This window comes from Undibacterium sp. CY21W, from assembly GCF_014284265.1.
GTDB classification, from domain to species: Bacteria; Pseudomonadota; Gammaproteobacteria; order Burkholderiales; family Burkholderiaceae_D; genus Undibacterium; species Undibacterium aquatile.
Window position 1 is genome coordinate 158,678 of sequence record NZ_JACOGE010000004.1, and the last position, 19,256, is coordinate 177,933.

20 protein-coding genes are annotated in these 19,256 nt (G+C 49.9%); 16 read left to right on the forward strand and 4 right to left on the reverse strand.

Going from position 1 to position 19,256, the window contains the following annotated elements:
- Window positions 1–122 precede the first annotated feature (122 nt).
- Genes mreC through H8K29_RS11040 form a run of 5 tightly spaced genes read left to right on the forward strand, consistent with a single transcriptional unit; the run spans window position 123 to window position 5,916 of the window.
- On the forward strand, window positions 123–1,142 hold the full coding sequence (mreC, locus tag H8K29_RS11020) for a rod shape-determining protein MreC (protein ID WP_186897637.1): 1,020 nt from the start codon (window positions 123–125) through the stop codon (window positions 1,140–1,142).
- Window positions 1,139–1,657, forward strand: a complete 519-nt coding sequence (mreD, locus tag H8K29_RS11025; RefSeq protein ID WP_186897638.1) for a rod shape-determining protein MreD — start codon at window positions 1,139–1,141, stop codon at window positions 1,655–1,657. Before mreC ends, mreD begins: the two co-directional genes overlap by 4 nt.
- 58 nt (window positions 1,658–1,715) lie before the next feature.
- Window positions 1,716–3,716 (forward strand): penicillin-binding protein 2, encoded by a 2,001-nt coding sequence (mrdA, locus tag H8K29_RS11030; protein ID WP_186897639.1) that lies wholly within the window; start codon window positions 1,716–1,718, stop codon window positions 3,714–3,716.
- 2 nt (window positions 3,717–3,718) lie between these two features.
- Window positions 3,719–4,831: a rod shape-determining protein RodA gene (gene rodA / locus H8K29_RS11035; protein WP_186884357.1), complete on the forward strand. Its 1,113-nt coding sequence runs from the start codon at window positions 3,719–3,721 to the stop codon at window positions 4,829–4,831.
- A complete protein-coding gene (locus H8K29_RS11040; RefSeq protein ID WP_186897640.1) occupies window positions 4,828–5,916 on the forward strand; it encodes a septal ring lytic transglycosylase RlpA family protein in 1,089 nt (362 codons plus the stop codon). Before rodA ends, H8K29_RS11040 begins: the two co-directional genes overlap by 4 nt.
- Here H8K29_RS11040 and rsmI read toward each other — a convergent pair.
- Window positions 5,913–6,821 carry a 16S rRNA (cytidine(1402)-2'-O)-methyltransferase gene (gene rsmI, locus H8K29_RS11045; RefSeq protein ID WP_186897641.1) on the reverse strand — a complete coding sequence of 303 codons (909 nt, stop codon included), beginning with the start codon at window positions 6,819–6,821 and terminating at the stop codon, window positions 5,913–5,915. The genes H8K29_RS11040 and rsmI overlap by 4 nt on opposite strands.
- Before the next feature lie 41 nt (window positions 6,822–6,862).
- Between rsmI and H8K29_RS11050 the strand changes: the two genes are divergently transcribed.
- From H8K29_RS11050 to H8K29_RS11070, 5 genes are read left to right on the forward strand one after another with little or no spacing between them, the layout of a single operon-like run.
- On the forward strand, window positions 6,863–7,249 hold the full coding sequence (locus H8K29_RS11050; protein WP_186897642.1) for a YraN family protein: 387 nt from the start codon (window positions 6,863–6,865) through the stop codon (window positions 7,247–7,249).
- 25 nt (window positions 7,250–7,274) lie between these two features.
- Window positions 7,275–7,880 carry a phosphoheptose isomerase gene (locus H8K29_RS11055; protein ID WP_186884361.1) on the forward strand — a complete coding sequence of 202 codons (606 nt, stop codon included), beginning with the start codon at window positions 7,275–7,277 and terminating at the stop codon, window positions 7,878–7,880.
- Complete coding sequence (locus H8K29_RS11060) at window positions 7,867–8,532, forward strand: BON domain-containing protein (protein ID WP_186884362.1); 666 nt, start codon at window positions 7,867–7,869, stop codon at window positions 8,530–8,532. The genes H8K29_RS11055 and H8K29_RS11060 overlap by 14 nt, the downstream gene beginning before the upstream one ends.
- A 53-nt stretch (window positions 8,533–8,585) precedes the next feature.
- On the forward strand, window positions 8,586–9,176 hold the full coding sequence (locus tag H8K29_RS11065; protein ID WP_186897643.1) for a LemA family protein: 591 nt from the start codon (window positions 8,586–8,588) through the stop codon (window positions 9,174–9,176).
- Window positions 9,177–9,203: 27 nt separating this feature from the next.
- A complete protein-coding gene (locus H8K29_RS11070) occupies window positions 9,204–11,180 on the forward strand; it encodes a M48 family metallopeptidase (RefSeq protein WP_186897644.1) in 1,977 nt (658 codons plus the stop codon).
- Between the two features lie 82 nt (window positions 11,181–11,262).
- Here the strand turns inward: H8K29_RS11070 and H8K29_RS11075 are convergent, their stop codons facing one another.
- Genes H8K29_RS11075 through H8K29_RS18210 form a run of 3 tightly spaced genes read right to left on the reverse strand, consistent with a single transcriptional unit; the run spans window position 11,263 to window position 12,673 of the window.
- The gene (locus H8K29_RS11075) at window positions 11,263–11,688 is read right to left on the reverse strand and encodes a BLUF domain-containing protein (RefSeq protein ID WP_186884365.1); all 426 of its coding nucleotides are present in this window, start codon (window positions 11,686–11,688) and stop codon (window positions 11,263–11,265) included.
- A 17-nt stretch (window positions 11,689–11,705) separates the two neighbouring features.
- Window positions 11,706–12,413: a GTP cyclohydrolase I gene (gene folE / locus H8K29_RS11080; RefSeq protein ID WP_186897645.1), complete on the reverse strand. Its 708-nt coding sequence runs from the start codon at window positions 12,411–12,413 to the stop codon at window positions 11,706–11,708.
- 53 nt (window positions 12,414–12,466) lie between these two features.
- Window positions 12,467–12,673, reverse strand: a complete 207-nt coding sequence (locus H8K29_RS18210; protein WP_186884367.1) for a cysteine-rich CWC family protein — start codon at window positions 12,671–12,673, stop codon at window positions 12,467–12,469.
- 136 nt (window positions 12,674–12,809) lie between these two features.
- On the opposite strand from H8K29_RS18210, the gene argB reads away from it, so the two are divergent.
- The 6 genes from argB to pabB all read left to right on the forward strand — a co-directional run bounded on the left by argB (window position 12,810) and on the right by pabB (window position 19,172).
- Window positions 12,810–13,736 (forward strand): acetylglutamate kinase, encoded by a 927-nt coding sequence (gene argB, locus H8K29_RS11085; RefSeq protein ID WP_223827036.1) that lies wholly within the window; start codon window positions 12,810–12,812, stop codon window positions 13,734–13,736.
- 40 nt (window positions 13,737–13,776) lie between these two features.
- On the forward strand, window positions 13,777–14,487 hold the full coding sequence (locus tag H8K29_RS11090; protein WP_186897646.1) for a pyrimidine 5'-nucleotidase: 711 nt from the start codon (window positions 13,777–13,779) through the stop codon (window positions 14,485–14,487).
- A gap of 337 nt (window positions 14,488–14,824) precedes the next feature.
- Window positions 14,825–15,628 (forward strand): PhnD/SsuA/transferrin family substrate-binding protein, encoded by an 804-nt coding sequence (locus H8K29_RS11095; RefSeq protein ID WP_186897647.1) that lies wholly within the window; start codon window positions 14,825–14,827, stop codon window positions 15,626–15,628.
- Between the two features lie 248 nt (window positions 15,629–15,876).
- A complete protein-coding gene (gene slmA / locus H8K29_RS11100; RefSeq protein WP_186884370.1) occupies window positions 15,877–16,452 on the forward strand; it encodes a nucleoid occlusion factor SlmA in 576 nt (191 codons plus the stop codon).
- A 166-nt stretch (window positions 16,453–16,618) separates the two neighbouring features.
- Entirely contained in the window at window positions 16,619–17,074 is a 456-nt protein-coding gene (locus H8K29_RS11105) for a DUF962 domain-containing protein (protein WP_186897648.1), read from the forward strand.
- Window positions 17,075–17,291: 217 nt separating this feature from the next.
- On the forward strand, window positions 17,292–19,172 hold the full coding sequence (gene pabB / locus H8K29_RS11110) for an aminodeoxychorismate synthase component I (RefSeq protein ID WP_370527172.1): 1,881 nt from the start codon (window positions 17,292–17,294) through the stop codon (window positions 19,170–19,172).
- Window positions 19,173–19,256 lie beyond the last annotated feature (84 nt).

Below are 19,256 nucleotides of genomic sequence, written 5' to 3' on the forward strand. Positions count from 1 at the left end.
GACGCATCAGTTCTGCAGGTAGCAGAGTCGGCATTTATGTCGGCTTTTTGTTTTTTGAGCGCATGCACATAGCCTAGGCTTCTGCTGTGGATAGGTAACCGGTTTCTGACGATTGATATAGTATGGATTACAGTCCGCCACCCCTCTTTAAACAAGGTGCATCTGCACGTGTCAGAGCCGTTTTTTTTACCGTTTTTGCGGTTTTCCTGCTGGTCGTTGATTCCCGTCTGAATACCTTAACGTTTGCCCGCCAGGTATTAGGAACGGTGTTGTACCCAGCACAAATGATGGCAGTGATTCCTGCCGACATTGCGCGGCAGGTGTCACATTATTTTGTGACGCAGACAGATCTCGAAAAAGAGAATTCCCGCCTGAAACGCCAGCAAATTATCAATGCAGATTCTTTGCAGAAAACTGCTCAGCTCCAGTCGGAAAATAATCACTTGCGTAACCTGCTTGGTGCACGTGAACGTTTGCCGGTGAAATCAGTTCTTGCTGAAATTATTTATGATGCGCGCGATGCCTCGACCAAAAAAGTTATTGTTGACCGAGGTATCAAAGATGGCGTCGCGCTGGGGCAACCGGTGATCGATGATCTTGGTGTCGTTGGTCAGGTCACGAGAGTTTTTCCATTCACGGCTGAAGTGACGTTGTTGTCCGATAAAAATCAGGCGATTCCGGTGCAGATACTCAGAAATGGTTTGCGCAGTGTGGCGTATGGACGCGGCAAGTCATCCTACCTTGATATGCGCCTGACCTCGAATGCAGATGTCAAAGTGGGTGATCAGCTTGTGACCTCAGGTATCGATGGTATTTATCCCGCCGGACTGGCGGTAGCGAACGTCGTGCAAGTCGAAAATAAGGCGACGACCACTCTGGAAAACATTTTATGTGCTCCGGTCGCTGGCATAGACAAGAATAAGCAATTGTTGATTTTGCAGGTATCGACGACCAATCTGCCGCGCCCTGACACTGAAGATGTGCGGGCGAAAAAAGAAAAATTCAATCGTAAAGTAACGCGTGACACTGCACCGCCGGGAAGTGATGTGAAACCGGTCGATCATCAGGCAACCACGCAGACCGACATGAAAGACGCGGTAAAGGAAGTGAAACCTGAAGATAAAAAGGATGCCACAAAATGAATCAGCCCCATTACATTTTGTTGCCAGTTAATTCGCTGTTTATTGCGTTCAGTTTTATTGCTGCTTTTTTTCTGAATTTTTTACCTTGGGGTGGCATGGCTGGCGTGCCGGACTTCGTTGCCCTGGTATTGGTTTTCTGGAGTATTCATCAGCCGCTCAAGGTTGGCATAGGTGTCGCTTTTGCGATGGGTCTGGTGATGGATGTGCATGATGCGATTTATCTTGGTGAAAACGCGCTGGCATATACCTTGTTGTCGTATTTTGCGATCACCATACACCGGCGCGTATTGTGGTTTCATCCTGTGACTCAGTGCCTGCATGTATTTCCGTTATTCCTGTTTGTACAAGGATTGCAGACGGGCGTCCGCCTGTTGATCGCACCTGAGGCGCATTTTCCGGGCTGGTTGTATTTCTCTCAGAGTCTGGTGACGACATTATTGTGGCCGGTAGCAACACTGATTTTGCTGGCGCCACAACGACGTGCCATCGATAAAGACCATAATCGTCCTATCTGAACCGCTGCGGACGTGCGTCAACAGTGTGCCGCATGTTGCTGAGTAAATTTAAGAAATCATGACTGAACTAAAGAACACCGAGCGCGAGCTTTATCTTTTTCGCCTGCGGCTGATTTTCCTCGGCATATTTGTGCTCGCCTGTTTTTCCGCGTTGGTCACACGTTTTGTCTGGTTACAGATAGTCAAGCATGACGATTACGTTTTACTGGCGGATGAAAACCGCATTGACGTTGTTCCGGTGGTACCTAACCGTGGTCTGATCCTGGACAGAAATGGCGTCATTCTCGCCAGAAATTATTCAGCCTATACGTTGGAGATCACTGCTTCCAAGATCAATCAGGACATGGATGTGCTGATTGATGAGCTGGCGGATTTGGTCGATATTCAGCCTAAGCATCGCAAGCGTTTCCGCAAATTGCTGGAAGATTCCAAGAGCTTTGAAAGTGTTCCTATCCGTACCCGTTTAACCGATGAAGAAGTTGCCCGGTTTACTGCACAACGCTTTCGCTTTCCCGGAGTCGATATACAAGCCCGCTTATTCCGCCAATATCCTCAGGGCGATGTGGCTTCGCATGTGATTGGCTACATTGGTCGTATCAGCACAAAAGATGCTGAAATTATCGATGATATGGAGGACAGCGCGAACTATAACGGGACGGACTATATCGGCAAGGAAGGACTGGAAAAAAGCTACGAAAAGATTTTGCATGGAAGTACCGGGTTTGAAGAGGTGGAAGTATCCGCCGGTGGTCGTGCCGTGCGCACCTTATCGCGCACGCCGCCGACGTCCGGTAAGAACCTGATTTTGTCGGTCGATATTGAGCTGCAGAAAGTCATTGAAGAAGCATTTGGTGATCGTCGTGGTGCGCTGGTCGCGATTGAACCGGCGACTGGTGACGTATTGGCATTCGTATCCAAACCCACCTATGATCCGAATTTATTTGTCGAAGGAATCGATCAGCAAAGCTGGAATGAGCTTAATACTTCTGAAGACAAGCCGCTGTTAAACCGGCCACTGACCGGAGCGTATCCACCCGGCTCGACCTATAAGCCGTTTATGGCGCTGGCGGCATTGGAGCTGGGCAAACGGACCGCAACGCAGGCGATTGCCGATCCCGGTTTTTTTGCATTCGGTAATCACATTTTCAAAGACGATAAACCCGGTGGTCACGGCATGGTGGATATGTATCGATCGATCGTGCAATCGTGCGATACGTATTACTACATGCTGGCCAATGACATGGGTGTCGATGCGATGCATGATTTTATGAAACCGTTTGGATTTGGTCAAAAAACGGGTATTGATCTTGAACATGAGCGTACTGGTTTGCTGCCGTCGACCGCCTGGAAACGCACAGCATTCAAGAAGCCTGCACAGCAACGCTGGATACCGGGTGACACGATTTCACTGGGCATAGGACAAGGGCAAAATACTTTTACGCCATTACAGATGGCGCATGCAATTGCAACGCTGGCCAATAACGGCGTAGTGATGAAGCCGCATCTGGTGAAGATGACGGAAGATCCGCAAACCCGTGCCCGCACGCTAACGGTGCCAAAAGAAAGTTTCCGTATTCCATTGAAACAGGAAAACATCGATTTCATTAAAAATGCGATGGTCGGGGTGGTGAAAGAGGGAACTTCTGCGCGCGTATTCGCGAATGCAGAATATGTATCCGGCGGTAAAACCGGAACAGCGCAGGTCATCAGTATCAAGAAAAATGAAAAGTACGATGCTAAACGGATGGCGGTCAGACATCTGGATCACTCTTTGTACACCGCCTTCGCGCCCGCCGATCAACCTAAAATTGCATTGGCAATTATCGTAGAGAATGGTGGTTTCGGCTCGGAGGCGGCTGCACCGATTGTACGTAAGGCGCTGGATTATTATTTGCTGGGAAAACGCCCTGAAGTTAAGGAAAACAAAGAGCTTCCTGTGCCGGTACCGAAAGCGCAAAGTGACATGGCTTTGTACCGCTCTGATGCTGAAGTAAAAAATCCGCCAGAGCCAGCCCCGGGCCCGAAACCTGGTGGTGAAACAACTGGGAATAAGGACTGATCATGCATAATTTCGGTGTCTACTGGCGTTCCTTGCGTTCTCGCATCATGGTGTTTGATGCGCCGTTGGCAATCATCATTTTTCTGATTTTATCTTGCGGAGTGGTGACACTGTATTCTGCCGGGATTGATTTCCCTGGCAGGCTTGAAGATCAGTTGCGCAATATCGTCGTGTCATTTGTCATTATGTGGATAGTGGCGAATATTCCACCCCGCACGCTGATGCGGTTTGCGATTCCGATTTATAGCTTTGGTGTGGCTTTGCTGATTGCGGTCGCTGTATTTGGCCTGGTAAAAAAAGGCTCGCGCCGCTGGTTGCATATAGGTATAGACATGCAGCCTTCAGAAATGATGAAAATTGCGACACCGCTGATGCTTGCCTGGTATTTCCAGAAAAAAGAAGGCGCATTGCATTTCAAGGATTTTGTCATCGCGACAGTCATACTCGGTGTGCCGGTCGGCCTGATTGCAAGACAACCAGATCTGGGTACCGCATTATTGGTGGTGGCGGCCGGATTTACTGTGATTTTTCTGGCAGGTTTGTCTTGGAAAGTTTTATTATCGATCGTCGCTTTTATCGCCGTGGTGACGCCGACAGTGATCTGGCCATACCTGTTACATGATTACCAAAAAGACCGGGTGCTGACTATGCTGGACCCGACGCGGGATCCGTTAGGTAAGGGCTTTCATATCATTCAATCGACGATTGCGGTTGGTTCCGGAGGCGTGACGGGTAAAGGTTTGCTCAAGGGAACACAAGCGCATTTGGAATTTATTCCTGAACGCACAACCGATTTTATCTTTGCCGTTTTTTCAGAAGAATTCGGCTTTATCGGCAATGCTATTCTGGTTAGCTTGTATTTTTTGCTGATCGTCCGCTGCCTGATGATCGCTGCGAATGCCCCAACGATGTTCTCCCGTTTGATGGCCGGTTCCGTGTCTATGATATTCTTTACTTATTCATTCGTGAATATGGGCATGGTGAGTGGAATTTTGCCGGTAGTCGGCGTTCCTTTACCTTTTCTCAGTTACGGCGGCACCGCATTGGTGACCTTGGGAATGGCGGCAGGAATTATGATGAGTGTGCAGCGTAATCGTAAGCTGGTGCAGACATGAAAATTTTTTTTTCTCAGTCAGTCAATTTCAGACGACCAGCTTTGCTGCTGGCGTCGGCATCATCTGTATTGTTAGTCGCTTGCGGCACTGCGCCTAAGCAGCCCATCATCATTGCTGATCATCCCCGCCCTGCATCAACCAATAAGTCTGCCACAACGACCGCTCCCGCTCTGCCAAAAGCCAACTCAGGTAAAGGCGGATATTACAAAGACGATGGCCCTGGCGATAATCCACCGGAAGGATTGGAGTTTACGGTAGACCCGATTCCTGTCGTTGAAGATTTTGCCAGGGGAGCTAACCGGCCCTACGTAGTTTTTGGCAAGACCTATACACCGATTACCGACACGACCACGCCTTATGTGCAGCGCGGTGTGGGCAGTTGGTACGGTAAAAAATTTCACGGACAGAAAACGTCTTCCGGTGAACTGTACGATATGTACAAAATTACGGCGGCGCATCCTACCTTGCCCATCCCGTCTTATGCCAGAGTAACTAACCTGTCGAATGGTAAGCAGATTATTGTGCGCATCAATGATCGTGGACCATTTCATTCAAGCCGCATTGTCGATTTATCATATACGGCCGCATTGAAACTGGACATTCTTGGTAAAGGAAGCAGCCAGATTGAAGTCGAGCGCTTACTTCCAGCAGACATTGAGCGTATGGCGGAGAATCGTAAAAATCAGCCTCAGACGACGGCGGTGGCTACTGCAAGTAACGACAATGTCGCCAGACCTGCCGCCGTGGTTCAGGCGGTTTCTGCGCCGGCAAGCAATCAGATGACGATGGAAGAACTGCTGGCTGCGCAGGATAGTCGCCCTGTAGAAAAGCTGAACCCGCCTGTGCAGGCGAGTGGCGGTTATTACCTGCAATTTGGTGCTTACGCAATCCGTTCAAATGCTGAATCCATCATGGCACATCTGAAAAACCGAATCGAGAACCGCTTGCCGGGCTTTGATATTGTGCAGCAAGGAAGTTTATATCGCCTTGTCAGCGGCCCTTTCAGTAGCCGTTCCGAGGCAATGTCGGCGATTGCACAAGCAGGCGATCTGGGTGTCGGACGCCCGCTGGTTGTGCAGCGTTAGTCTTCGGCTTTCATTTCCAGCGCAAGCTGATACAGGGCATTTTTTTTCAGACCAGTCAGCTGCGCCGCCAATCCTGCTGCCTGTTTGACTGAACATTCTTCCAGCAAAATACTGAGCACGCGGCGCGCTTCGCTATCGTCGTTTCCTTCCGCGACTGGCTTGGCATCGACCAAGATTACATACTCGCCTTTTTCGCGGTGGCTATCGGCACTCAGCCAGGCTGGCGCATCGCTCAGCGAACAGCGGTGGATTTCTTCAAACAATTTGGTGAGTTCGCGCGCCAGCACGACCTGTCTCTCACCGCCAAACACAGCGAGCATCGCCTGAACAGTGTCAGTAATACGATGCGGGGCTTCGTAAAAAATCAGCGTTGCATCAGTACTTTCAAGCTTGTGCAGCATGCTGTCGCGTTGTCCTGCTTTTGCCGGTAAAAAGCCGACGAAATAAAAGCGCTCATGCAAGAGCCCGCTGGCGGATAAAGCACTGATAGCGGCAGACGCCCCGGGTAATGGCGTGACATGAATACCGGATTGCTTCAGCACTTCAACGATTTTTGCACCAGGATCAGAAATCCCCGGCGTACCGGCGTCAGACACCAGCGCAATACGTTCGCCCGCTTGCAGGCGCGTCAGAATTTTTTCTGCGACTTCGCGCTCGTTATGCTGATGTGCTGCAATCAGTGGTTTATTGATACCATAGCGCGAAAATAATTGCGCCGTATTCCGGGTGTCTTCGCAGGCAACCGCATCGACCAGAGAAAGCAGATGCAAGGCTCGTAAAGAAATATCGGCGATATTTCCAATCGGTGTCGCGACTACATATAATGTGCCAGCCGGATATTGTTGTCGGGTGACGGCTTCAATAATGGTGTTGCTCGTGAACAGTGTGGATTCTGTGCTAGTCATACCTGTTCATTCCAATTTAATCAAAACCAGATTGTACGACAATGAGACGTACGCCGACGCTGTCAGATGCAAACGAAGACAAACGTACCAGTCGTCGCCGTGCTGGCGATGAAGGTGAATTACAGGCGCTGCACTATCTGGAGCAAGCTGGCCTGTGTTTGATACAAAAAAATTTTTTGTGTAAAGGCGGCGAGATTGATCTCATTATGCGCGATGGCGACAGTCTGGTATTTATTGAAGTAAGAACGCGTACTTCCATGCAATTTGGCGGAGCCCTTGCCAGCGTGACTCCTGCCAAGCAAAAGAAAATGTGGCATGCTGCCCAGGTTTTTCTGCTTCAACAGGGTGGGCAACCTGCATGTCGTTTCGATGTCGTTGCGATTGATGCGGGTAAAATCCATTGGTTACAAAACGTAATTCTAGGCTAGTCCCTGCCTTATAATCTGACACACTATGACAAACCAACTAAACCAACGTATCTTGGCGCACTTTCAAGAAAGTGCTGAATTAAAAATCCAGGCTGCCAACGAACTGGCCGTGCCTATTTCACAGGCAGTGGAACTCATGTTTCTGGCACTGTCTAACGGTAACAAAATCCTGGCATGCGGCAATGGCGGTTCGGCTGCAGATTGTCAGCATTTTGCGGCCGAGTTAGTTGGGCGGTTTGAACGTGAACGTTTGCCTTTACCGGCGATGGCGCTGACGACAGATACCTCCATCATGACTGCGGTGGCGAATGATTACAGCTTTCAGGAAGTATTTTCTAAGCAGGTGCAGGCGTTTGGTCAGTCCGGTGATATTTTGCTGGCGATTTCGACTTCCGGTAATTCAGCCAGTGTGGTGAATGCAATCAATGCTGCTCTTGAGCGCGATATGCGTATCGTTGCCTTTACCGGAAAAGGCGGTGGTGAAATTAAGAAGTTGTTAAGCGAAGCGGATGTACATATCTGTGTTCCGCATGACCGTACAGCGCGGATTCAGGAAGTGCATTTGTTAACGATACATTGTATTTGCGATGGCATTGATGCCGCGCTATTTGGAGGTGATGCAGATGATTAAAAAAAACTGGAACGGATTGAGCCGTACTCTTGCCACTGTCAGTCTGTGCTGTGCAGCGGCGATGAGCCTGCAGGGATGCGTCGAACTGGTCGTTGGCAGCGCGGTGATGGGGACTTTTGCCGCAAGTGATCGTCGTACATTCGGCGCACAGACTGAAGATAAAGCGATCGTCATCAAAGGCGAAACTCGTCTTGCCAGATCTCTTGGGGATACTGCGCATGTGAATGTGAATTCTTTTAATCGCCGTGTGTTGCTGACGGGTGAAGTCGCCGATGAGCAAACCAAAGCTGCTGCAGAGCGTGAGTTGCGTGGGGTGGAAGGTGTTTTATCTGTGATGAATGAAATTCAGATATCCGGTATTTCCAATTTCTCCGCACGTTCAAACGATGCGCTGATTACGACCAAAGTAAAAGCGTCTCTGGTTGACACTAAAGATTTGTATGCGAATGCGTTTAAGGTCGTTACCGAGGGGAGCGTTGTCTATCTGCTGGGGCGTGTTACGCAGCGTGAAGGCAATCAGGCCGCTGAGGTTGCGGCCAGCGTCGGCGGTGTCCGTAAAGTCGTGAAGGTGCTGGAATACATCAGTGAAGAAGAACTCAAAGCGATGACAGTTCAGCCGAATAAGACGGAAAAGACAGAAACCAATAATTAAGTGAAACAAACCGGCGAATTTTCGCTGGTTTTTTATTTTTATCCGGAGAAATTATGATTGCTTTACTCGTTCTGTTGGTCATTATTGCGGTTATCGTATTCTGGGTTATCGGTGTGTATAACCGTCTGGTCAGCTTGCGTAACCGCTTTAAAAATGCGTTCGCTCAGATCGATGTGCAACTGAAGCGCCGCTATGATCTGATCCCGAATCTGGTCGAAGTCGCTAAAGGCTATATGAAGCATGAGCGGGAGACGCTGGAAGCCGTGATTGCAGCGCGGAACCAGGCAGTGACTGCAAACAGTAAAGCGGTGGTGGATCCATCAGATGCCGCATCGGTACAGCAACTCGCTGCAGCGGAAGGGACGCTGACTGCCTCGCTCGGAAAAATGTTTGCCCTGTCTGAAGCCTATCCTGATCTCAAAGCGAATGAGAACATGATACAACTGACCGAAGAGCTGACCAGCACAGAAAATAAAATTGCGTTCGCCCGTCAGGCTTACAACGATAGCGTCATGCAATACAACACCGGCATAGAGCAGTTCCCCGGTTCAGTGATTGCGAATTCTTTCGGCTTTAAAGCCGGCGAATTATTGCAGGCAACCGAATCCGCTGAAGAGCGTAAAGCGGTCAAAGTTTCTTTTTGATTTCATATCGCCCGGCTCGCAACGGATATGGATTTTTTTGAGCAGCAGGATCAGGCACACCGCCAGACCAGAAAATTATTGTTTCTGTTTCTGTTGGCGGTGATTGCCATAGTCATTACTGTTAATGTCAGTCTGGCGCTGATCTGGTCCTGGGGTTTTGGCGGAGCGCACGGCTCGGTTGCTCCGGCATATCCACGCGGATTTTTTCTCGTCAATACCTTTGTGACCTTGCTGTTTATTGCTGGGGGAACCTTGTTTGAAACCTGGCGCCTGCGCGACGGAGGTGATGCGGTTGCCAAAATGGCTGGCGGCAGATTGGTTATGCCGTCGTCGACCGATGTGTGGGAGCGTCGCTTACTGAACATCGTTGAAGAGATGGCCTTGGCATCGGGTATCGCCTGCCCGCGTGTGTACATTCTGGATAACGAAGACGCGATCAACGCTTTTGCCGCTGGCTATCACCAGAATGAAGCGGTAGTTGCTGTGACGCAGGGAACCTTATCCCGACTCAGCAGAGATGAGTTGCAAGGTGTGATAGGGCATGAATTCAGCCATATTCTGAATGGCGATATGCGCATGAATATCAAGCTGATCGGGATCTTATTCGGCATACAGATGATCGCTGGCCTGGGACAGGAATTACTCTATTGGGGCACGCGTTTCGGCAGTTCTCGCAGTCGCGACGATAAAGGCCCGCCGCTGCAAATCATCATGCTGGCGGTTGGCGCTGCACTGTTTGTAATCGGTTACGTCGGTATTTTTTTTGGTCGCCTGATTAAATCTGCTGTGTCGCGTCAGCGTGAATTTCTGGCCGATGCGAGTGCAGTGCAATTCACGCGCAATCCCGATGGGATAGGCGGCGCCTTGCGTAAGATCGGCGGGTTGACTGCGGTCAATCATTGTGGTTCGCGCATTGATAACCCGCACGCGGAACAACTGTCCCATTTATTTCTTGGTGCTGCCCGGCCACAATTGTTGTCCGGTTTGTTTGCAACGCATCCGCCGCTGGAAGAGCGTTTAAAACGTGTTTATGGCAGAAACGTGGCATTTCTTGATGCCAGTGTGATGTCAGAGGATACTGCGGCGCAGAAAGAGTTACCAGAGGGTGTGTATGGCTTTGGCTCACGTAACGTCGAGGCGATGCGGCAGGCGGCGATTCCGCCACACTCAGCGATAAATATGAATAGCGCTCAGCAACCGGGCATCGTTTCTGCGCAGACTGACGAACGGCGTAAGATGAGCTTCAGCCCTGTGCTGCTGCAGGCCGCACGTGATACGCAATCTGCTTGCGCCCTCGTGTATGCATTGCTGCTCGATCGCAATCAGCCTGAAGCCTTCGTTGTGCAACAGAACCTGATCAGTCAGGTAGCAAATTCTCAGGCAAATCTGGCGCAACAATATCTGCTTGAAATCGAAGCGATGAAGAACAGCGTTCGCTTGCCTTTGCTGGATCTGGCAATGCCGGCTTTAAAACTGCTGACAACGCCGGAAAGAGCGCAGTTGTTGTCAGTGGCAGCCAAGTTGATTGCCGCTGATCAGCGCATGACGCAATCCGAATTTGTCGTGCTGGCTGTGTTAGAGCGCCGCCTTGGGCCGCAGGCCGGGCGTTCGGTTCCCGTGCGCTACGCGAATGTCGCAGCGTTGCGTTCAGAGGTCTGTTTATTATTATCTCTGGTGGCGCACAGCCATACTCAGCAAAATATCGCGGAGGCCGCATTTATGCGCGCTGCTGCTATTTTGCCCGAGTTGGAATTCAATGCTACAGACTTGATGGCAACGGCCTCTTCAGATTTTTTTGACGTCAGGCAAGCACTGGAAAAAATACATCAGTTGGCGCCACTCGCCAAACCCTTCCTGATACGTGCGATGCTTGCTGCTGCAGCACGTGCACCGGATGTCCACATCGAAGCGCCGGTTGCTGATTTATTGCGCGGTGTTTGCGCTGCGATTGATGCGCCTGTACCGGAAGCTGTTGTTAATGCCGGTAGCAACAGTAGCAACTGACAAATAAAAAAAGCAGGTAAGCACGGCGGTTCAGTGCTTACCGGCTTTCCCGTATTTATTTGCGATATTTCCTGAGATGATGTCAGGTGCGCCCGACGATCGATGCCGTCGCCATTAATTCGTCTATCAGTGACAGCAGCATTTTCCCGGACATCCCATGTGGATCTAACACCGGCAACGGTGAGTATTTCAGCAGAATAGATGGGTTAATTTTGCTCATGTTGGCCTGTCCCATAGTCCAGCAGGCATAGCGGCGTTCTGTGATTTCTTCGTAATCAAGCAGCATCACATCTTTATGGCGCGGGTCGCGCAAGATATGACCGTACAACGTGTTGACCGCCTCACGCCCGCCTTCCAGTACTTGCATGAACACTTGGTCAGTATGGCACAGTACACCAGTGATGCCATTCGCCGGATTATGCAGACGTGATTGCTGCATAATCAGTTGGACGGTATCGCAAGTTTTTTCATCAACGGCACGGCTGGCATATAGCAGGCGGACTAACATGATCTTTCCTGTCTGGATTAACGTTTAATGAGGGATAAAAATTCGCGGCGCAGATTCGGGTCTTTCAAAAACGATCCGTGCATGACGCTGTTAATCATCTTTGCTTCGGTATCTTTCACACCGCGCCAGTGCATGCAGAAATGATCGGCTTCCATGACGACGGCAAGGCCATCCGGCTGCATTTTTTCTTGCAGCGCATCTGCCAGTTGTACGACAGCTTCTTCCTGTATCTGCGGGCGACTCATGATCCATTCCGCAATCCGCGCATATTTGGATAAACCGATCAGATTGGAATGCTCATTCGGCATCACACCAATCCATACTTTCCCCATGATCGGACACAGATGATGAGAGCATGCGCTGCGCACGGTAATCGGGCCGATGATCATCAGCTCATTCAGATGTGACGCATTCGGAAATTCAGTCACCGAAGGCATAGGGACATAGCGACCGCCGAAGACTTCGTTGATGAACATCTTAGCGACGCGACGACCAGTATCTTGCGTGTTGTGATCGCTTTCCGTATCGATCACCAGGCTTTGCAAGACCGCACGCATTTTTTCTTCGACTTCTGCCTGCAATTCGGCAAGTTCGCCAGGCTCAATAAAACGGGCGATGTTATCGTTGGCGTGGAAGCGTGTTTTGCTCGCCTGTATCCGTTCACGGATGCGTTGCGAGACTGGGATATTGACCGCTTTGTAAGCGATGGAGGTATCGTTAGACATTGCAGTATTCCTATCAGGAAGGCTGATTACTCGAACGCGTATGGTAACTGAATTCATTCAAGTTTGTTTTTTCCTGCTGCAATTTCCGCTTTCCATTGCGGCAGACAAATCGGGCATAAACAACTGGCATTGGCGGGGATTTTCCCATCCGGAAAACAAGAGAAATCTACTGGTGGCAGAGCGGTACACCAACACTCCTGCCCGGTATTGTCAGCCATTGCGCAGGTGAATTCTGTATGACAACGCTGGCAAATGCTCATGCTGATTTCCTTTTATTAATTGATCCGCTGCTAAAGTCATGCGTTCGGGGTGAATTGGCCATCGGTTCGCCTGCATAATCCTGTAAAATCCGGGATAACCGAATAAACCTTTCATGATCTTCAGGATACCGTCATTATGAGCGATTTGAACGCAAACCCAGCAGCAGAAGCAGAAGATAAATTAGCCGGTGTCGAGCCAGTGATTAAAGCCGAAATTCTGGCTGAGGCGTTGCCTTATATCCGCAAGTTTCATGGAAAAACCATCGTCGTTAAATACGGCGGTAACGCGATGACAGAAGAGCGCCTGAAACATGGTTTTGCACGTGATGTGATTTTGTTGAAGCTGGTCGGCATGAATCCTGTGGTGGTGCATGGTGGTGGTCCGCAAATCGATAACGCACTGAAAAAAATGGGTAAGCAGGGCACTTTTATACAGGGCATGCGTATTACCGATGATGAAACGATGGAAGTCGTTGAGTGGGTGCTTGGTGGTGAAGTTCAGCAAGATATCGTGATGCTGATTAACCACTACGGAGGTCAGGCTGTTGGTCTGACTGGTAAAGACGGTGGCCTGATTCGTGCCCGCAAAATGATGATGCCGGATAGGGAAAATCCGGGAGAAATGCTGGATATCGGCTTTGTCGGTGAAATTGATGCAATCAATCCGGCCGTTGTGAAAGCCTTGCAGGACGATGCTTTCATTCCGATTATTTCTCCTATCGGTTTTGGTGACGACGGTCAGGCATATAACATCAATGCTGATCTGGTGGCAGGCAAGATCGCTGAAATTCTGAAAGCAGAGAAGTTGATCATGATGACCAACATTCCTGGTGTGCTGGATAAGCAAGGTAATCTGGTCACCGATTTGTCGGCGCGTGAGATTGATGAGATGTTTGCGGATGGCACCATTTCCGGCGGTATGCTACCGAAGATCTCGTCGGCACTGGACGCCGCCAAATCTGGCGTCAATACGGTGCATATCATTGATGGCCGCATTGAGCACTCGTTGTTACTGGAAGTGCTGACTGAACAGGCTTTCGGTACCATGATCCGCAGTCATTAATCCGGATGACCATCCTTCGTCTGTCTTTGCAGTTGCAGACATGAGGCAGCGTGCGTCGCAGCGGGTCTGGCTATTTGATCTGGACAACACCCTGCACAATGCCTCACATGCGATCTTTCCGCAGATTAATCTGAACATGAATGCCTACATCGCCCGTTTGCTGGGTGATGCTGGCAAACCGGCGGATGAGGCGACTGTCAACGCATTGCGGCTGGACTATTATCTTCGCTATGGTGTGACGATGATGGGGCTGGTCAGGCATCATGGCGTTCAGGCAGAAGAGTTTTTGCAGCATGCGCATACCTTCCATGATCTGCCATCCATGATCCGTTCGCAGCGTGGCCTTGCCCGTTGTTTGCGAGCGCTGCCCGGTAAGAAAATTTTGCTGACGAATGCGCCAGCGCATTATTCCCGCCGGGTGTTAATGCATCTGAATCTGCACCGACAATTCATGCAGCATATTCCGGTGGAGGAAATGCGTGTCCATGGAAAATTGCAGCCTAAACCATCACGTCCTTTTTTGCGTAAATTTCTGGCAAAAAACCGCCTGCGTGCTTCGCAATGTATTCTGGTTGAAGACAGCATTGATAATCTGCGTGCCGCTAAAAAAGAAGGCTTACAGACCGTTTGGGTGCACGGATACATTCCGCCGCAGCAGCGGAAAATTACCCATCTTCGGCCACGCGCTGCTTGCATCGATGTGCAGTTACGCTCGGTGCAGCACTTACTGAAGTGCAGAAGGCTGCGATAAATTAGCATTTATAGATGATAAATAGCTATTCTTAGTTACATTTTGCAAGAATATGCGTGTTTGCTTATATCTGTTATATAAATAAAAAATGCCTAAATTTTGTGCAGGTGCACAAAGAAGCGATTACAATACAGCCTTAAAATTTTCCGTGTGGAAATTGTGGGTCGCCGGATAAACTAATTTATCCCCTTCGTTATTCCCTCCGCGTTCAACGCCATCCCGCCAGTTCCATTTCCTTAAACCGTTTGCCAGGTGTTACCCGGTAGGCGGCTGTATTTTTATTGATTGTATAAAGATGATATTTCGTATTCTGTTTCTGAGTATTTTCAGTGTTTTTTTGAGTTTGAATTCTATTTCTATCGCTGCGCCTGCCGCCGGTCCTGCGCTGCGTCTGCTGGTTCAGGAAGGTACTTCCAGCAGCGGCGAATCTGAGTACAGTTCGAAAAAATATCAGCAACTTGCCACGGTTCTTGGTACTTACCTGAAGCGTGAAATACAGGTAACAGGACTATCTCCTTTGCGTCAGTACGATGCGGACGCAATACGTCAGGGTGATATTCTGATTGCCCGCCCGAACGCGGTTGCCGGAATGGCGATCCAGACTTTAGGTTTTGTCCCAGTTGTTGCCCTTGATTCAGGCATCAAAAGTCAGATGACACTGGTTGGACCGGCCAGCCTGAAAAAGAATTTTAAGTCGCCTGATGAACTGAAAAAACTACGCTTTGCGATGCCACCTGCGGACAGTGAAGTGACACGTCAGGCATTGCGTCTGCTTGCTGGTATGGGATTCAAACCGGAGACAAGCAATGTGTACAACGTACAATTACAGGCAACAATTCCTTTTGCCTTAGAAAACAAACTGGCGGACGTCGGTGTGGTGAAATCGGATTCCACGGTTGCGCCTAAAATGGCGGCTGCGGGTTACGTTGTTCTGGCTGAAGGTGAGAAGGCAGCGCCGTGGGTGATGTTGGCGAATAAAAAACTGGGCGCTGAACTGATTGATCAGATCCGTGTGGCGATGACGGGTATGATGTCAAATGCTGAACATAAAGCTGCATTGCAAGCTATTCGTGTGCAAAATGTTGTTGAGGCAGATCCGCAGCCATATGTGAATGCATACAATCGTTATAACGGTAAATAAGACCATCAGCTAAAACCGTCTCTGGTAACCATCAGCCAGTATTGAACGAAGAATGGATAGCTGTATAAAAAGCCAGTTGTCAAGAGTATTTGAAAAATTAAAGTTTGCAAGATTGCTTCACATGAGCAGCGGGTTTCACATAGAATCTGACACCCGCTGTTCACAGGTAGTGAGTCAGTAACAGGCAAGATCATGCATCTACACGATGCATTTTGTACTTTTGTACCTTTCATTCAGATCAGAGAAAAATGGCTAGTACCAAACCGGGCGAGCGTAAGCACCAAATTTTGCAGACGCTGGCAGCAATGCTGGAAAATCCTAAAGGCGAGAAAATCACCACCGCAGCCCTGGCGGCAAAGGTGGAGGTGTCTGAGGCCGCTTTATATCGTCATTTCGCCAGCAAAGCGCAGATGTTTGAAGGCTTGATCGAATTCATTGAAGCATCCATTTTTGGTCTGATTAATCAAATCAGCGAGCAGCAGGACGATGGCTTGTTGCAGGTGCAGGCGATTGCACAAATGCTGTTAAATTTTGCAGAACGTAACCCCGGCATGACGCGGGTACTGACTGGCGATGCGCTGGTGAACGAAGATGAGCGCCTGCAATTACGCATGAATCAACTGGCAGAACGGATAGAAATGGCGTTCCGGCAGTCTTTCCGTCTGGCCGCCAGTCAGGGCAACGCGATTGACACTGAAGCGCAGGTCCGGGCCAGCCTGTTGTGTAGTTTTGTCCTTGGACGCTGGTTGCGTTTTGCAAAGACCGGATTCAAAAATTTACCCACCGAGCAGGCAACGTTACAGATCGCGATGATGTTGCATTAATTCTGCCATTCTTGGTATTCAACAGATTTCCAAAGTATGATGCTGTACGCCGACAGCGCGACAGACGCTGACAGGTCATATCACATAAAAATCGACAACGCATATTGTTACCGCAGCAGAAAGTTCGCTGGTGTGGTGCGCGATATGACGAATATCAGGAGACAACATGGAACAAACCCAAACCCACGCCAAGCGTCGGCAGGTGGATATTTTGCTGACCAAATATGCCGAAAGTCACTTACATCCGACGAATGAAATCATTCATTGCATCTGTGTACCGGCGATTGTCTTTTCTTTTCTCGGTCTGATCTGGGCCGGACACCCGCTAGCAGCGTATGCCGCCGTGATGACCAGCCTGATTTACTATTTCTTTTTATCGCTGCGCTTCGCGCTCGGCATGCTGCTGATGTCGATGCTGATACTGGCGGTTTTGCAGTATCTGCCGCAGGGCAGAATCTGGCAGATTTCTCTTGCCGTTTTCATCGTCGCCTGGATAGGTCAGTTCATCGGGCATAAGATCGAGGGCAAAAAACCATCGTTTTTTGATGATATCCGTTTTTTGCTGATAGGCCCTTTGTTTGTGCTGGGCTTTCTGTACCGGCGTATCGGCATCACGTATTGAATCTTTACCGGCGGAACATCCTCTGTTATACGCAAGCAATGCATGTTCCGCCGGTCTGATTTTTCTGCTTCGACTTTGGCCTGCCGGCGATGTTGTATGGTATTCGCAACCGTAGTTATGAACAGCGCCGCCAGCCGCTGCCTTGATAAGTTCAGATGCCTGCAAGGCTGCTCATCTGCGGGTAAACTGCGACTCTGTCTCCTGCTTAAGTCTGACCGTGTCTGATATTTTTCCATCCAATTTTTCTTTATCACAGCTGTTGCATTCCGCTCAGCCGTTTGCATTGCTTGATGATGCCCAGGCGGATGCGGCGCAGTCGCGCTTGTATTATGGCTTTCAGAGAGTAGTCGAATGCCGGAATTTACAAGACTGGCCCGGTTTTATTCAAACGCTGGAAGCGGCGTTACAGGATGGGTATTATGGCGTGGCCTTGTTGTCCTATGAGACCGGCGCGCAATTACAAAACATAGCTCCGCGTGACACTGCTGCCGTCTCAAGGGTGGCGATTTTTCAGCATTGTCAGCGGCTGAACGGAACTCAGGTAGAACAGCTATTGAGCGAAATCCCGGCTTCTGTGGCGGGGGTGGCAGATATCCACGCGGATGTGGATGAGTCAGCTTTCATTGAGGCGATAGAAAAAATACAGACCTATATCGCCGCCGGTGATACGTATCAGGTCAATTACACTTATCGCCTGCACTTCGATGCCTATGGCGACCCGTTTACTTTATACCGGCGTTTGCGCGAACGTCAGCCTGTGCCTTACGGTGCCCTGATTTACATGCCGGAGGGTGACATCGTGATTTCCATGTCACCGGAACTCTTCATCCGGCATCAGCAAGGAAACTTATACGCCAAACCCATGAAGGGAACGGCGGCCGCCACGGGCGAGACGCTGCGTGATCAGCAACTGGCAAAAGAACTGGCCGCAGATACCAAGAACCGTGCAGAAAACCTGATGATCGTCGATCTGCTGCGCAATGATCTCGGTCGTATTGCGGATATCGGATCGGTGCAAGTGCCGCAATTATTTGAAGTCCAACGATTTTCCAGTGTGCTGCAGATGACCTCGACGATACATGCGCGTCTGCGTGCTGATCTGGGGCTGGTCGACATACTCAACGCGCTGTTTCCTTGTGGTTCGATCACGGGCGCACCTAAGCACAGAACCATGCAAATCATCCGTGAAATTGAACCAGCCGCACGTGATTTATATACCGGTGCGATAGGCTGGTTTGATCCGCCGCAGCGTAGCAATATACCCGGCGATTTCTGCCTGTCGGTACCTATCCGTACTTTGCAATTGCAGGCACCAGATAAGGGGGCAGGGGAGCGCACCGTTGTGCGGCGAGGCGTCATGGGGGTGGGAGCCGGAATAGTGTACGACAGTCGCGCAGACGAAGAATTTGCCGAGTGCCAGTTGAAGGCAAAATTTCTGACAGGATTACCAGCGCAGTTTGAATTGTTTGAAACCATGTATGCCACGCGTGAGCAAGGCTGTCGTTACTGGACGCGCCATTTACAGCGTTTACGCCGGTCTGCCCAGTATTTCGGCTTTGTCTGGAATGAAAAAGAGATCATCCGCACAGTACAAGGGTTCTGTGCCAATTTGCCGCCACAGACCGCATATCGCTTACGTCTGGCGGTTAATGCGCAAGGTCAGGTGGCGATTACGTCAGGCGTGTTAACACCGCTGAACGCGCATCCCGGCGTGATGCTGGCGCAACAGACTACATCCAGCGATGAATTATTTTTGCAGCATAAATCGAGCATTCGGCAACGCTACGACGAAGCCTGGAAAGCAGCTGAAGCCCAAGGTGCTTTTGACATGCTGTTTTTCAATGAGCAAGGACATCTGACCGAAGGTGGTCGCAGCAATATCCTGATTCAGAAACAGGGAGTATGGCTGACCCCGACTTTATCTGACGGCGTGCTGCCCGGGGTGATGCGTTCGGTATTACTGGAAGAGCCTGAGTTTCAGCAGCAATACCGGGTGCGCGAACAATCGCTGACCCTTGCTGATCTCGATAATGCCGATCAGATCATGTTGTGCAATGCCTTGCGCGGCGCATTTACAGTCAGGCTCTTACAACGGTAGTTGCTGCATATTGCCTGCTGAAATCATTACGGGTTGTGCCGCAGATCGCTGACGGGTTACACTCGGAATGGCAACAGCAAGCAT

Coding starts and splice junctions, on each gene's coding strand:
- mreC (WP_186897637.1), top strand. CDS start 123: ATGGATTACAGTCCGCCACCCCTCTTTAAACAAGGTGCATCTGCACGT.
- mreD (WP_186897638.1), top strand. CDS start 1,139: ATGAATCAGCCCCATTACATTTTGTTGCCAGTTAATTCGCTGTTTATT.
- mrdA (WP_186897639.1), top strand. CDS start 1,716: ATGACTGAACTAAAGAACACCGAGCGCGAGCTTTATCTTTTTCGCCTG.
- rodA (WP_186884357.1), top strand. CDS start 3,719: ATGCATAATTTCGGTGTCTACTGGCGTTCCTTGCGTTCTCGCATCATG.
- H8K29_RS11040 (WP_186897640.1), top strand. CDS start 4,828: ATGAAAATTTTTTTTTCTCAGTCAGTCAATTTCAGACGACCAGCTTTG.
- rsmI (WP_186897641.1), bottom strand. CDS start 6,821: ATGACTAGCACAGAATCCACACTGTTCACGAGCAACACCATTATTGAA.
- H8K29_RS11050 (WP_186897642.1), top strand. CDS start 6,863: ATGAGACGTACGCCGACGCTGTCAGATGCAAACGAAGACAAACGTACC.
- H8K29_RS11055 (WP_186884361.1), top strand. CDS start 7,275: ATGACAAACCAACTAAACCAACGTATCTTGGCGCACTTTCAAGAAAGT.
- H8K29_RS11060 (WP_186884362.1), top strand. CDS start 7,867: ATGCAGATGATTAAAAAAAACTGGAACGGATTGAGCCGTACTCTTGCC.
- H8K29_RS11065 (WP_186897643.1), top strand. CDS start 8,586: ATGATTGCTTTACTCGTTCTGTTGGTCATTATTGCGGTTATCGTATTC.
- H8K29_RS11070 (WP_186897644.1), top strand. CDS start 9,204: ATGGATTTTTTTGAGCAGCAGGATCAGGCACACCGCCAGACCAGAAAA.
- H8K29_RS11075 (WP_186884365.1), bottom strand. CDS start 11,688: ATGTTAGTCCGCCTGCTATATGCCAGCCGTGCCGTTGATGAAAAAACT.
- folE (WP_186897645.1), bottom strand. CDS start 12,413: ATGTCTAACGATACCTCCATCGCTTACAAAGCGGTCAATATCCCAGTC.
- H8K29_RS18210 (WP_186884367.1), bottom strand. CDS start 12,673: ATGAGCATTTGCCAGCGTTGTCATACAGAATTCACCTGCGCAATGGCT.
- argB (WP_223827036.1), top strand. CDS start 12,810: ATGAGCGATTTGAACGCAAACCCAGCAGCAGAAGCAGAAGATAAATTA.
- H8K29_RS11090 (WP_186897646.1), top strand. CDS start 13,777: ATGAGGCAGCGTGCGTCGCAGCGGGTCTGGCTATTTGATCTGGACAAC.
- slmA (WP_186884370.1), top strand. CDS start 15,877: ATGGCTAGTACCAAACCGGGCGAGCGTAAGCACCAAATTTTGCAGACG.
- H8K29_RS11105 (WP_186897648.1), top strand. CDS start 16,619: ATGGAACAAACCCAAACCCACGCCAAGCGTCGGCAGGTGGATATTTTG.